Origin of the sequence: Winogradskyella damuponensis (assembly GCF_039538385.1) — a bacterium.
Lineage (GTDB): Bacteria > Bacteroidota > Bacteroidia > Flavobacteriales > Flavobacteriaceae > Winogradskyella > Winogradskyella damuponensis.
In genome coordinates this window covers 264,912-280,006 of sequence record NZ_BAABCB010000002.1, presented here as the reverse complement: position 1 = coordinate 280,006, position 15,095 = coordinate 264,912, and the positions used below count along the sequence as shown (strand labels likewise).

The following is a 15,095-nucleotide window of genomic DNA, read 5'->3' as shown; positions in this document are numbered from 1 at the left end:
GTTTAATCTATTTTGAAAGTTTCTCCTGGTAAATATAAGTTCATTATAAGGCCATGAGCGCCAAGTTTATCATTAAATGTGGTTTTTGATTTATCTGGATTTGTAAAAACGACGACCTGAGATTCACCAACCACTTCCATCGTTTTTCCAGATATTAAAATTGCTGTGGATTCATCAATACCAATTCCGGCTATTTCCGGATATTCAATCACCGCACTTAATAAACGATTATATCGACTTCGTTTTACAAAATGCTGATCGACAATAATGTTGGTTATTAATCCTAATCCTGATTTTATTTCGATATTCTCAGATTCAATATTTCTAAAGGTAGAAGAATAATCTGGATGTTTAAGCTCGCTTCCTGTAATCATCATTTCACTCATGACGGCAGCTCCTGCACTTGTACCTGCAATTAAAGATCCGTTTTCATAAGCTTCGTGAATTAAAACTTCAATTGCTGTACCTTGAACGATATCCATAAATTTATTTTGATCGCCCCCAGAAATATAAATCAATTTTGCGTTTCGGATGGAATCTAATTTTGAAACGGTTAACACTTCGTCTTTAACAAAATTTAAACCATAAACATTATTAACTCCTAACTTATAAAATTGATTAGTTGCATAATATGCTGAAGAATCTGGTATAGAACTAGACATTGGTAACACAATACCGTAGCCTTCCTTATCTATTCCTGATTCTTTAACAATACGATCTACCATAGATGCTGGTCTTGAACCACCACCTATGATAAATAGCTTTCCTTTTGCATCTAAATTTTGAGCACAACTTTGAATTGTAAACCCTAAAAATAGACTAAGCAGTACTATTCTTTTTAACATCATATCACTCCAATTCTCCTATAACAATTCCTCTAGTATCAGCTGAATGTGTAAACCATGCTTCAGGGCTAGAACCATCTAAATTAGCACGCATCATGACATCTGTAGCACGATCTCCCCAATAAATTTTATTGTCATTGGCATCGTAACCAATTCCGTAAACAACGCGACCAATATTAACTGCTAAAGTTGAAATTCCAGTACCATCTAAATTTGCTGATTTTAATCTAATGTCACCAGAAGCAACATATTCATCATAGAAAATTTTATCACCAACAACTAAAATACTTCCTCCTTCTATAGCTGGTATTAATTCAGCCTCTCCTGTACCATCTAAATTCTTAACCCAAACACCTCCATTGTAGTTAATCCAATACAGTTTTCTATTCACTAAATCTATAGAAAGCCCATCGGGATCATTAGTTTGTCCTGTAACAAAATCTTCAACCTGATTCACATCAGAATCATCAATATTACCTCTTTGAATTCCTGAGCTAGTATCCCAATATAATTGGTTGTCTTGGTAATCAATCGCCATTCCATTAGGCGAATCAACTCCGACTCTAAACTCTTCAAAATCGCTACCATCTAAATTAGATCTGTAAATTTTATCTGCTCCATAATCACTTATATAGAGCTTATGATTTACTTTATCCATTACCATCCCATAAGACGATTGTGCCGCAACTCCACTTAATGGTGTGAAAATTGGTGCTTGCGAATTAATTAAACCTTCATAAACTTGAGCTCCATCTGTAAAATAAATAGGCACTCCTGTTGCACTTGGGTCTCTGATGACAATGGTTTTTGTGATTTCATTTATTTCTAAGGATTCAGAAGTTGCAACAACTAAATTCACGTTATAAGCTCCTGGCTCTGTATATAGATGTGTTGGATTTTCTTCTGAAGTGGATTGTCCATCACCAAAATTCCAATAATAGGTTACAGAACCTACGGTTTCTGGTACAATAGAATTATTGGTAAATGTTACGGTTGCAGGAGCAAACTCGTCGTTATCTATGGTATAACTATACTCAGGCACTGTACTTGCTGGTGGCACAGGATAATCATCATCGGAACACGACTGAAACATCCCAACGGTAAGCAGTAGAGCCACTATATAAATTAAGTTCTTCATTATTTTAAAGTTTTATTTTATTAATGCAATTCCTCTAGGACTTGAAATTCCTGTTCTTAAAACGACCTTATCTGTACCATCTAAATTAGCAGAGTATAATTCCCCAGAATCACGACCAGACCAATATAATTTACCTGCTTCATGATCGATTTGCATACCGTAGATTCTAGAACCTCCGTCATCAATTGTTTGAATATTGGTACCATCTAAATTGGCTACTTTTAATAATTCTTCATTTTGATCATCAAAATAAATCTTGTCGTTTACGGTGTCTACTAAAATAGCGTAGCCATAATTGCCTGTGATAATAACATTTGGATCTGTGCCATCTAAATTAACTTCGTAGATCTCTTCAATATTAGCATCATACACGTACATTTTGTTATTCTCAACATCTAAAGAAATTGCTCTCCAAGACACTCCTGTCATTGAGAAGAATCCAATTTCTGCACTAGAACCATCTAAATTTGCTTTGGATACATTACCAGCATCATCTACCCAATAAATTTTATTTCCTGCAACATCTAATGCGATGGCGTAAGGATCGTCAATATTTGATGCAATAGCTTCGATACCAGAACCATCAAGATTCATTCTCCATATATTTCCAAAAGGAGTTGTATCAAAATCACTGAAGTATAATTTTTCATTAACGGCATCGTAAGCCATGCCAACACCACCTTTTCCAACGGCATTGTACACATCTTCAACCGTTCCTTGACCATCTAAAATAAGTTTTCTTATATACTCATCTCCGATTGCCATATAATATAGTTCGGCTGGGCTTTCTGGAGCTTCACCAATTACAACTTCTTTTGTCACCGTTTGCGAACCATACGCTGAACTTGCAGTTAAACTTACCGTAAATGTACCAGCTGACGGAAATGCAAACAATGGATTTTCTTCTGTAGATGTTGAATTATCTGCATCTCCAAACGACCAAGAGTAACTATCTGCACTAATAGACGTGTTAGTGAATTGTACAGGAATCGTTGCTGTAAGGTTTTCTTCATCTTCAACCATAAAAGATGCGGCAGGTGTTACTGTAATTTCCATATTAGAAATTGTAGAACCTCCAGCTCCTGTAGATACTAAACTTACTAAAAAGACATTACTAGTATCGTATGATTTTCTAGGCGAAACTTGATTAGACGTTGTACCATCTCCAAAACTCCACGCATAAGCAGTAGCATTTTGCGAATTGTTGGTAAACTGTATTTCTTCACCAACGGCAACTTCGGTTGCGCTAGCTGTAAACTCTGCTTGCGATTGTGGTGGTAATGGATCATCTTCTTCACAAGTAAAAAATGTAAACGATAAAACGGCTATAAAAATGTAGCTTAAAAAATTAGTTTTCATAAAATTTATTTTAATCATGATCGATAGTTTTTAATATCCTGGATTTTGAACCATTCCAGAATGGTTATTAGTTTGTATTTCGTCTGTAGGAATTGGAAAAAGTGTTTGATTTGTACTAGTCACATTTGGTAAAACAGCTATGGCGCGATCTGTTCTTACCAAATCGAACCAACGTTGCCCTTCAAAAGCAAACTCTATACGTCTTTCTTTTTCAATGATTCGCTGTAATTGTGGAATCCCAGATTCTGATGTTGGTTGTAAATTGGCTCGTAATCGTATGTCGTTAATATCCGATTGTATTGCTGAAACTATTGGACTTGGTAAATTGGCTTCTGCTTCCGCTCTTACCAAATACATATCTGCTAGTCTTAAAACAATAAAGTTATCTGCTCCCAAGCTTAAATCATCGTATTTTATGGCATATGCTTGATCTCCTTCAAAAGCTAAACTGGCATTAAATCTTTCGTCATTTGCTTCATAAGCATCTAATAAATCTTGAGATGGCTCTACCTCTCGTCTTCCGTTAAGCGCTGTTGGAAAATTATATTCTGAAATACGGTTTCTTTCCAACTGTGAAAATGAAATTTCGAAAATAGACTCTGCCGATTCATCATCGGCGAAAATGTCGCTATAATTAGGTAAAAGCGTATAACCTCCGTCTGCAATAACTTCTGAAGCTAATGTTTTAGCCTGAGGATAATCTTTTTTATATAAATATACTTTTGCCAATAAGGCTTTTGCTGCATATTTAGATGCTCTTACTTTATTAGTAGCAGGGGGTAGGTAATCTGAAGCGAAAATAAGATCGTTTATAATTTGACTATAAACTTCTTCGACACTATTTCTTGGTACATCTAAATTTCCTGTACCAACCGTTGGTGTGACTTTAATAGGAACTCCTCCAAAATAATTTAATAAATTGAAATGATTTAAAGCTCTAATAAAATACAATTCGGCTAAAGCGACATTCTTTTCTTCTTCTGTCATGTTTGCAATAGATGGGACTTTATCAATCACGTTGTTTGCAACGTTAATGCCATCATAAGCAATACTCCAAATGCCATCTACAGATCCATTTTCTGGCAAAATGCTGTTGTTATCAACTTCTGCATATTCTGTTGCTGTAGCATCAATTGGGTGCGATAAATTATCTGAAGCTAAATCTGAAAATATACTAAACGTTCTTCCGTAATAACTTAGACTTTGAAACGACGCATAAGCTCCTAAAATACCTTTATCTATATCTTCTTTTGTTTTAAAGGCATCTTCTGCTGGTACCGAGTTTTGAGGTTTTACCTCTAGCACCTCACACGATAAAGCTGTAACTAAAATTAAGGTTATATAAATGATCTTCTTCATGATTTAAAATTTTAAATTAACACCTAATGTGAATACTTGCGCTTGTGGATAGGTAAAGAAATCTGTTCCTATAACAGAGTTATCATCACCTCTATAATTCACTTCTGGATCTAAGCCAGAATAATTGGTAAACGTGAATAAATTTTGTGCACTTGCATATACTCGTAGACTAGAAAACATGGTTTTTTCCATAATGCTTTTGTCTAACGTATATCCAATGGTTACGTTTTTTACTCTTAAATAAGAACCGTCTTCAATAAATCGAGACGACACACGTTTGTTCTGTGCAGATGCAATAGGATCTGTTGTTGCTCTAGGAATATCAGTAATATCACCTGGTTGCTGCCAACGCCTTGTTATATCTGCAACTTGATTATCTCCACCTTGTAAAGACTCTAAGAATAATCTAGAACCATTAAACACATCGTTTCCATAAGATCCTTGTAAGAATATTGAAGCATCAAAACCTTTATAAGTGAATGTATTGGTTATACCATAAATAAAATCGGGATGCGGATTACCTACAATTGTTCTGTCATCTGAAGTAATCTCACCATCAAAATTAGTATCTGCATAAACAATATCTCCTGTTGAAGGATCTACACCTAAAGACTTATAACTATAGAAAATACCAATAGGCTGCCCTTCCATAATTCTATTTCCACCTCGACCAATATCATCAATTGGTTGATTGTTATAAAGCTCTAACACTTTATTTCTGTTACCTGAAATATTGAATTGCGTATTCCATGTAAAATCTTCTCCAATAAAATTTTGTGTTGCTATAGATAACTCAATACCTTTATTTTCTACTTTACCTACATTTTCGGTTATTGAAGAAAACCCTGAACTTGATGGTAAAGGTCTACTTAATAATAAATCGTTGGTCTGTTTATTGTAGTAATCGGCAGTTAATGTAATTCTGTCTTCAAACAAACCTACATTAATACCAACATTAAATTGTGCTGTACTTTCCCATTTTAAATCTGGGTTAGGAATATTGCTTGGGTAAATTGCTGGCTGACCGTCATAAGAGGTGTTTCCGTATAGCTCTGAGAATAAAAACGGACTGATATCATCGTTTCCTGTAAGTCCATAACTCACTCTTAATTTTAAATCTGAAATAAGATCTTGATCTTGTAAAAAATCTTCTTGAATTACTCTCCACGCTAATGAAGCTGCAGGGAAAAATCCGGTTCTGTTATTCTCACCAAATTTTGTAGAAGTATCAAAACGACCTGTAATAGAAGCAATATATTTATCATCGTAATTATAATTTAATCGCCCTAAATACGATCTTATACCTTCGTCTGACGCATTAGCTGTAGCGGATACAATTGTTGCTGCCGAACTAATATATTCTAAATTATCATCGGCAAAATCTTGACCTCGAATAAAAGATGATCTGTATTGGTATTTTTCAAATGAATAACCAACCAAAGCTTCTAATTTATGTTTATTAAATTTCTTTTTATATTTTAAAAGGTTATTTGATACAATGTTAGACACATTAGAATACGTTTCAAATCCTAAGCCATTATACTTTGCTCCTTGAACTGTTTTTGTAGATTCATAAGCATGTTCTCTAAAATTTAAAAAATCTACTCCCCATTTTGTGGTAAAAGTTAAATCTTCAATAATATCCCAATCTAAATACACATTAGAGTTTGTTCTGTATGAAAAATTTTGATTGATGGCTTCGTTTGCAATTGACACGGCATTAGAATAAGGTCCACTTTGGTTGTAAGAACCATCTTCGTTATAAACCGAATAAATGGCAGGAGTAGAAATACCGTTTGGTAATGGACCATGTAAGGTTTGATCGCTTTCAACTCGATTTGTTTTAGCATGTGTTAAACCTATACTTGTTCCTATTTTAACTTTATCTGACAATTGATGATCGACATTAACACGTGCATTAACACGTTGATAATCTGTTCCTATTAAAATGCCTTCCTGTTCTAAATATGTTCCGCTAATAAAATATTGTGTTTTTTCGGAACCTCCTCTTGCAGAAGCTTCATAACTATTAATAGAAGCTGTTCTAAAAATAACGTCTTGCCAATCGGTATCTATAGTGTTATTAGCTATATCTTCTGGAGTAAAAACAGTTGTTCCAGCCAAATCGTTTCTGTATTCCATCCATTCTCTAGCGTTTAACATATCTAATTTATTCCATGCTTGTTGCACACCAGAATATACATTAACACTAACTACAGATTTTTGTTCCTTACCACGTTTTGTAGTAATTAATACAATACCATTAGACCCTCTAGCTCCGTAAATAGCAGTTGCAGACGCATCTTTTAAAACACTTATAGATTCAATATCACTTGGGTTTAAATCTGAAAGCGCACTTGCCCCTTGACCAGAATAACCAATACGACCAAAATCTCCTGAAGTTACGGGAATACCATCAATAATATAAAGTGGTTGATTAGAGCCACTAATTGAACTTAATCCACGAATTCTTACCGACATTTCTCCGCCTGGTGTTCCTGAATTTTGTTGCACTTGTACACCTGCGGCCTGACCTTGAAGAAGACCATCTACAGAAGGAATTGGTAAATCCTTAACTGAACTGGATTTAATAGAAGACACGGCATCACTCAATAATGATTTTTGTTCTGAACCATAGCCAATAATAACAATCTCATCTAAGGCAGCACTATCTGCTATCATTTTTACCTCAACTGTGGTTTTATCGGTAATATCAATTTCTTGAGTAGCAAAACCTAAATACGAAATCACAATAGTTGTTGTGTTTTCTGAAACTGTTAAGCTAAAATGACCATCAAAATCTGTAGCAACACCAATATTTGTGCCTTTGACTTGAACTGTAGCGCCCATTAAAGGATTACCAGTATCGTCAAGAACTTTACCTGTAATGGTTTTTTCTTGTTGGTTTGTTTTTATGTGACGTCCTTGGTCTAAGCTACTAAGATTTTCCTTAACAACTATTTGTCTGTCGTTTACTTTATAAGTAAGATTGGTACCTTTAAGTGCTGAATCTAAAATGGTAGTAACAGATGTATTTTTCACATTTAAGGTCACATTATATTTTAGAACATTGTCTTTGTAAAAAAATATAAATTCACTTTTACTCTGTATATCCCTAAATAGTTCCTCTAACGTTACGTTCTTTACGTTTACATCTATTTTTGTCTGTGCAATTGTAGTATTTGCAAAAGCAGAACTCAGACCAATGGTTATTAATAGTAGAAAGACTCTCATAATATTTACCAAATTGTATCTTAAAGATTTTACGCTTCGCAAAGCATAAAGGTTCTCGTTTTTATTCATAATTTTGTTTTAGTGGTTAATATTGCTGTTTAATACAGTTGTATTGATTTTTTTTAGCTAGAGGATGTTGGCGCATCTTCTAGTTTTTTTGGTTCGGTTTTACTTCAAATCGTTTGGTTTTTAGTTAATAATTAGTTTTTTATTGGTTGTTAATTGATAATTGAATTGAGAAGATTCTGCTTCTTTAATGATTTGCATTACATGTTCTAAATCTTGATTCACATCTAAATATCCCGAAAATGTTTGGTTCGCTAAGTCTTTATCAGTGATAGAAATTTCAACATTGTAATAACGCGACAGCTTTTTCATTATCGTTTTTAAAGCATCATTTTTAAAGATAAAAACACCATCTCGCCAAGAAAAATAAGTTTCGACATCTACTGTTTCAGTATGAATCGTTTTTGCTTCTTTATGATAGGTAGCCAGTGTATTTGGTGTAATTTTTAATTCACTTTGAGAAGACAACAAATTAGTATTCTTATAATGAAGATTTATACTTCCACTTTTAAGTATGGTAAAAACAGCATCATCATCGTCATAATTACTCACGTTAAAAACGGTTCCTAAAACTTCAATATCTTGATTTTTTGATTTTACAATAAAAGGTTGATGCTTATTATGTGTTACATCAAAAATTGCTTCTCCTTCAAGGTACACCTCTCTATTTCCCTTTAAAAATGTTGCAGGAAATATTAATTTAGAACCAGAGTTAATCCACACTTTAGTGCCGTCAGACAATACAATTTCTGAGCGTTTTCCGTAAGGCACAATTAGAGTATTGAAGACCATTTCTTTTGATTCTTCAAGTTTTTGATTTACAGATTTTGATTTTCCGATAGCTACATTTTCACCATTATTAGAATAGATTATTTCTAAATTTTCATCTGTTATTTCAATGTTTTTATTGTCGTTTAATATCAGTTGTACTTCATTGGTCTGATGATCACTTGTTGAAGAATTAACGAAACTTTCAATTGGTGAATCCGTTTGATTTTGATGATTAAAAATTCCTATAGAAACTAGCAATAGTATTGACGCAGCTGCAAATCGAAAGGCATACTTTTTTATACGCCTTTTTTGAGCATAAGTGTACACAGAACGTTCTATTCTGTGCTTTAATTTAGATTTCTCTTCCTTAGAAATCTGACTAAAATTGATATTAGATTTATTATCTTTCATTCTCTTGTACGACTTATTGAGGCTAAAGCTATCTTTGAGTTTATATAAATATTTATAGCTTCTTTACCTTAATAAGTAGAGAATAGGCAATCCATAGACAAAAAAATATAAGAAATTTTAAAAAAATGTTTTAAGAATACAAAACACCCCAACTAACATATTCTTTCTTAGCGTTTTAATTGCTCTATACACTAAGGTTCGTGAAGTTTGAACTGAAACATTCATAATTTGAGCAATCTCTTCGTAATCGCGTTCTTCTGTAAATCTTAGAAACAAGCCTTTACGTTGTTTTTTACTAAGTGAATTTATAGCTTTAGATAATTTATAGGTTTGCTCGTTATTAAATTCTGTTTCTATAATTTCTTCTTCAATAGAGTTTGAATATTTATTGATATACACATCATCATTAAACATAAAAGCCTGATCTAAAAGCTCTCCTTTTAAAGAACTTATAATTTGATTTTTTAACGATCTAAATAAATAATACTTTACCTGATCTGTATTGGCTAACTTTTTTCTGTACTTATAAAGATTTAAAAACACATCGTGAATACTATCCATTACAACAGTCCTATCTGCACAAAACTGCACACCATAACTAAATAACTCATCAATAAACAAGTCGTACAAACCTCCTAGAGCATCAATATCACCATCTTTAAGCTGTGCCCACAATATAAGGTCGGTATCTTTATTTAATTTCAATATTAAGTAAGCTTTATTGGGTTAAAAAGTTGTGTTTTCATTAAAATTATAAAGTTTCAATTATAAATCAAAGATTTTACAATAACTGCCATTTCCTATTGACAACTTAAACTCTAAAACATTGAAGGTATTCTATTTTAAAGAAGTACAAATAAAAAATTATTAAAATATCAACTAACGGAAGAGTTCTGTCACACAAATTTGTAAAAATTTATCTAAAAAAAGTCCAAAACCAATAATCTAAACGTATATAGCACAGATGCGCGTCGAAAAAATCGGCAAATTATATTATTAATTCGCTTAAATTGCTATTTTCGTGCATTAACATAAATTAACACTAAAACTATTAAAATGAAAAAAGTTGTATTAAGTTTAGCACTTGTTGCTGTATTAGGATTGTCATTTACATCTTGTAGAGAAACTGCTGATAAGGCTGAAGATGCAGTAGAAAACGCTGCTGACGCTACAGGAGATGCATTAGAAGATGCTGGTGACGCAATTGAAGATGCTGTTGATGATGCTGGTGACGCTTTAGAAGATGCCGGTGATGCTATAGAAGATGGCGTGAACGACGCTACAGACGCTGCAGGTGATGCAGTAGACAACGCGACAGATGCCGCAGGTAATGCAGTAGATAGCGCAAAAGATGCTGCTGGTGATGCTGTTGACAACGTTAAAGATGCTGCTAAAGATGCCGTTGATGGTGCTAAAGAAGCTGGTGCAAATGCAGTTGACAAAGCTAAAAAGACTGGTACTGATGCTGTAAACAAAGCTGCAGATAAAGTTAAAGGAAACTAATATCCTTTTAAACCCATAAGAAGAGCCTGATAAAAATCAGGCTTTTTTTGTGCCTTATTTTAAAATTTACTTTGTAGACTCGCTTAATTTAAGTTCGCTTGGAACAACAATAGTCTGCGTTTTAAGAGTTTGATCTTTAACGCTATCTATTAACAACTTAGTAGACATTTCTCCAATTTTATGTGCTTTTTGGTGAATAATTGAAATTTTAGGACTTGATAATAACTGGGTATGATCATAACCAAATCCCACTACAGATAAATCTTTTGGAATTTCTTTCCCCAATCTTTTAGCCATATTAATTGCTACAATCCCAGTAATATGATCTATAGACAGAATAGCATCTATAGATGTATTGTCCTTTAAATATGCATATATTTTCTTTTCAACCTCAATATCAACGGCGTTATCTAACTTTAAAATATTAGGTGTTAACTTATAATCCTCTAAAGCTTTTGAGTACCCACTTATTCTGAGCTGACCAACACTAAGTTCTTCAATATTACTAACCAAAAGAATGTTCTTACGTTTTTCGTTAACTATTAAATGTTTAGTAGCTTCATATACCGATTGAAAATCATCTACAATTACCTTATTACACTCAATACCATTAACCACCCGATCAAACATTAAAACAGGAATCTTACTTTTTATAATAGCTTCTATATGATCTGTCTGATTTTTTACTTGACTTTCTCTTGCTACAGCAATTATAAATCCATCAACACTTCCATTAGACAATAAGCTAAGGCTTCGTTTTTCTTTATGTAAGGTTTCATTAGAAAGACAAACGATAATATCATAATTATTATTTGTTGCTGCCATTTCAATACCATGTAAAACTTCAGCAAAAAAAGGATTTGTAACTGTTGGAAGTATTACACCTATAGTTTTAGATGTATTATTTTTAAGCTGTTGTGCTATTCTATTGGGCTTATAATTAAGTTTCGTTGCTAATTCCTTAACACGTATTCTTGTTTTTTCACTAATTTCATGACTATCATTTAACGCCTTTGAAACCGTAGATACGGAAATATTTAAAAGTGCGGCTAATTCTTTGAGTGTTGTCATAAATAGTTCTATTTTAAAAGAAAAAGGTATAACCAAAATACTCTTTTTCAAAATTTATTTTGCAATAGAGGCAAATCAAGATTGTTTTTGGCTATTTTTTAAAACAAAAAAAGTCGAAACTTTCGTTTCGACTTTTCATCTGTACTGAAGACGGGACTTGAACCCGTACGTCCTAATGGACATTGGATTTTAAGTCCAACGTGTCTACCAATTCCACCACTTCAGCATCTTGATTACAGACTGTAATCAAATTGGTATTTTTATATCATCAGAGCGAAAGATGGGATTTGAACCCACGACCTCCACCTTGGCAAGGTGATGCTCTACCCCTGAGCTACTTTCGCAATTTTTAAATGAACTTTTTCGCTTCAAAAGCGGATGCAAATTTAAAATTTAAATTCTAAATGCAAAGCCTTTTTTGAAAATTTTTTATTTTTTTTTACGCTTGCTTTTTCTTTAGCAACATTCGCTTAATTTCATTGAGTTTCATTAAAGCTTCAACAGGTGTTAATGTATCAATATCTGTATGCAAAATTTCATCCTTAATCTCCACTAAAAGAGGATCATCGAGATTAAAGAAACTTAATTGCAAATCGTCTTTAATACTTTTTACCTTATCCGTGAGCTCTTCACTTGAGTGTGACTTCTCTAATTTAGATAAAATTTTATTGGCACGTCTAATGACTTGTTGAGGCATTCCTGCCATTTTTGCCACATGAATTCCAAAACTATGTTCGCTTCCTCCTTCAACCAATTTTCTAACAAAAAGTACATTGTCTTCTAATTCTTTTACTGCAACGTTGAAATTTTTAATGCGACCAAACGTTTCTGTCATTTCATTTAACTCGTGATAATGCGTTGCAAAAAGTGTTTTAGGCTTAGATGGATGCTCATGTAAGTATTCGCTAATAGCCCAAGCGATAGAAATACCATCATAGGTACTTGTTCCTCTTCCTATTTCATCTAACAACACCAAACTACGATCCGAAATATTATTCAGAATAGAAGCCGTTTCATTCATTTCTACCATAAAGGTAGATTCTCCCATTGAAATATTATCACTAGCTCCTACGCGCGTAAAAATCTTATCTACCAAACCAATTCTAGCTTCACCTGCTGGCACAAAACTTCCTATTTGCGCTAATAACACAATTAAAGCCGTTTGCCTTAAAATAGCCGATTTACCCGACATATTAGGCCCCGTAATCATAATGATTTGTTGCGACGCTCTATCTAAAAATAAATCATTAGCAATATATGGCTCACCTATTGGCAATTGCTTTTCAATAACTGGATGACGACCATCTTTTATCTCTAAATCGTAGCTGTCATCAATTTGTGGGTACACATATTTATTAGACTTAGCTAAACTTGCAAAACCACATAAACAGTCTAATTGCCCAATAAGTTGCGCATTTTGCTGCACCGAAATAATAAATTGATGCATCCACGTTACTAAATCGGCAAATAATTGTTGTTCAATAGCCAAGATGCGTTCTTCTGCGCCTAAAATCTTTGCCTCGTATTCTTTAAGCTCTTCTGTAATGTAACGTTCCGCATTCACTAAGGTTTGCTTACGAATCCATTCTTCTGGAACTTTATCTTTATGCGAATTTCTAACTTCAATATAATAGCCAAAAACATTGTTTGACGCTATTTTTAAAGAGGTAATTCCTGTACGCTCACTTTCGCGCTTCAGCATATTATCTAAATAGGTTTTTCCTGATTGAGATAAACCTCTCAGCTCATCTAACTCTTCAGAAAAACCTGCAGCAATTGAACTTCCTTTTAAAATGTTTACTGGTGCCTCTTCGTTTAAAGTCTCCTTTATTTTTTCACGTAATAAATCGCAGCGATGTAAATTATCTCCTAATACCTTTAAAGCTTCGTTCTCACAAGTTTCAGCAACCGATTTAATAGGCACAATAGCATCCAAAGAATTTTTTAGCTGAATTACTTCCCGCGGACTCACTTTAGTCGTTGCTATTTTTGAAATAAGACGTTCAATATCTCCTATATGCTTTATTTGACCTTGAATATCTTGAAGTACGGTTTCATTTTCTAACAAATACTTCACCACTTCGTGGCGTTGCTTTATTTTTTCAGCATGTTTTAAAGGCAATGCCAACCAACGTTTTAAGGTTCGTCCTCCCATTGCCGAAATCGTTTTATCAATAATATTGATTAACGTCACCGCATTGGCATTAGTAGAATTATACAACTCTAAATTTCTAATGGTAAATTTATCCATCCAGACATAATCATCTGTTGCAATTCTAGAAATGGTTGCAATATGCTCTAACTTATTATGACGTGTTTCACTTAAATAATGAAGTACAACGCCTGAAGCAATAATCCCTTCATACAAATCTTCAATACCAAATCCTTTTAAGGTCTTCGTATTAAAATGTTTGGTTAATGTTTCATTGGCATAATCGGCTTGAAACACCCAATCTTCCAAATAAAAGGTATGAAAATCGTTTCCAAAGGTTTCAGAAAATACTTTTCGACTTTGTTTTGAAATTAAAACCTCACTTGGATTAAAATTCTGAAGTAGCTTATCAATGTATTCCGCATTACCTTGAGAGGTTAAAAACTCTCCTGTTGAAATATCTAAAAACGATATACCTATACGTTGTTTTTCAAAATAAACGGCTGCTAAAAAGTTATTAGACTTAGAATGTAGAATATCATCATTAAAGGCTACACCTGGCGTCACCAACTCTGTAACTCCTCGTTTTACAATGGTCTTAGTTTGTTTTGGATCTTCTAATTGGTCGCAAATTGCAACACGCTCTCCTGCCTTAACTAATTTTGGCAAATACGTATTTAAAGAATGATGTGGAAAACCAGCTAATTCTGTTTCGCTTTCGCTGCCTGCACCACGTTTGGTTAAAATAATATCTAAAATCTTTGATGCTTTTACAGCGTCACTACCAAAAGTTTCGTAAAAATCGCCTACTCTAAACAGTAAAAGTGCATCAGGATATTTAACCTTGATGGCATTATACTGTTTCATTAATGGTGTTACTTTTTTTGCCTTTTTAGCCAATGGTAATCGCGTTTTAAATTATACTTTTGTACTGAATTATTTCAGAATTGCAAGTTTGCTAAATTACTTATATTTTGAGGTTTATTGAAGCTCAAAAACTAGAAGTTATTTACAAGTGTTGATAACGGAGTGCCAACTGACCTAGCTGGTTTTAAAAACTTTATTGGTCTCGTAGAATAAAAAAACACCCCTCAAGGGGACAATTGTTAAAAATATCTTTCAGATTTTTTTAACCGCAACAGTGAGACTGTCCCCTTGAGGTGAGGGGACTTTAGGGGTGTTTCAA

General features: G+C 33.4%; 10 protein-coding genes and 2 tRNA genes. 1 reads left to right on the top strand and 11 read right to left on the bottom strand.

Annotated features, from left to right (window positions below):
- Positions 1 to 2 precede the first annotated feature (2 nt).
- The 7 genes from ABD730_RS01310 to ABD730_RS01280 all read right to left on the bottom strand — a co-directional run bounded on the left by ABD730_RS01310 (position 3) and on the right by ABD730_RS01280 (position 9,888).
- Positions 3 to 848 (bottom strand): cyanophycinase, encoded by an 846-nt coding sequence (locus tag ABD730_RS01310; protein ID WP_334467842.1) that lies wholly within the window; start codon positions 846 to 848, stop codon positions 3 to 5.
- Position 849: 1 nt separating this feature from the next.
- Complete coding sequence (locus ABD730_RS01305) at positions 850 to 1,983, bottom strand: PKD domain-containing protein (protein WP_334467844.1); 1,134 nt, start codon at positions 1,981 to 1,983, stop codon at positions 850 to 852.
- A 12-nt stretch (positions 1,984 to 1,995) separates the two neighbouring features.
- Complete coding sequence (locus ABD730_RS01300) at positions 1,996 to 3,342, bottom strand: PKD domain-containing protein (protein ID WP_344712013.1); 1,347 nt, start codon at positions 3,340 to 3,342, stop codon at positions 1,996 to 1,998.
- A 30-nt stretch (positions 3,343 to 3,372) separates the two neighbouring features.
- Entirely contained in the window at positions 3,373 to 4,701 is a 1,329-nt protein-coding gene (locus ABD730_RS01295; protein ID WP_344712012.1) for a RagB/SusD family nutrient uptake outer membrane protein, read from the bottom strand.
- Positions 4,702 to 4,704: 3 nt separating this feature from the next.
- A complete protein-coding gene (locus tag ABD730_RS01290; protein WP_344712010.1) occupies positions 4,705 to 8,004 on the bottom strand; it encodes a TonB-dependent receptor in 3,300 nt (1,099 codons plus the stop codon).
- 120 nt (positions 8,005 to 8,124) lie between these two features.
- Entirely contained in the window at positions 8,125 to 9,183 is a 1,059-nt protein-coding gene (locus ABD730_RS01285; RefSeq protein WP_334467852.1) for a FecR family protein, read from the bottom strand.
- Between the two features lie 117 nt (positions 9,184 to 9,300).
- On the bottom strand, positions 9,301 to 9,888 hold the full coding sequence (locus ABD730_RS01280) for an RNA polymerase sigma factor (RefSeq protein WP_344712008.1): 588 nt from the start codon (positions 9,886 to 9,888) through the stop codon (positions 9,301 to 9,303).
- 351 nt (positions 9,889 to 10,239) lie between these two features.
- Between ABD730_RS01280 and ABD730_RS01275 the strand changes: the two genes are divergently transcribed.
- Complete coding sequence (locus tag ABD730_RS01275) at positions 10,240 to 10,686, top strand: hypothetical protein (protein ID WP_334467857.1); 447 nt, start codon at positions 10,240 to 10,242, stop codon at positions 10,684 to 10,686.
- A gap of 66 nt (positions 10,687 to 10,752) precedes the next feature.
- Here the strand turns inward: ABD730_RS01275 and ABD730_RS01270 are convergent, their stop codons facing one another.
- The 4 genes from ABD730_RS01270 to mutS form a co-directional block, all read right to left on the bottom strand.
- Positions 10,753 to 11,757, bottom strand: a complete 1,005-nt coding sequence (locus ABD730_RS01270; RefSeq protein WP_334467859.1) for a LacI family DNA-binding transcriptional regulator — start codon at positions 11,755 to 11,757, stop codon at positions 10,753 to 10,755.
- Positions 11,758 to 11,899: 142 nt separating this feature from the next.
- Positions 11,900 to 11,983 (bottom strand) — tRNA-Leu (locus ABD730_RS01265).
- Positions 11,984 to 12,029: 46 nt separating this feature from the next.
- A tRNA-Gly gene (locus tag ABD730_RS01260) sits at positions 12,030 to 12,101 on the bottom strand.
- 95 nt (positions 12,102 to 12,196) lie between these two features.
- Positions 12,197 to 14,809 (bottom strand): DNA mismatch repair protein MutS, encoded by a 2,613-nt coding sequence (gene mutS, locus ABD730_RS01255; protein ID WP_344712006.1) that lies wholly within the window; start codon positions 14,807 to 14,809, stop codon positions 12,197 to 12,199.
- Between the last annotated feature and the right edge of the window lie 286 nt (positions 14,810 to 15,095).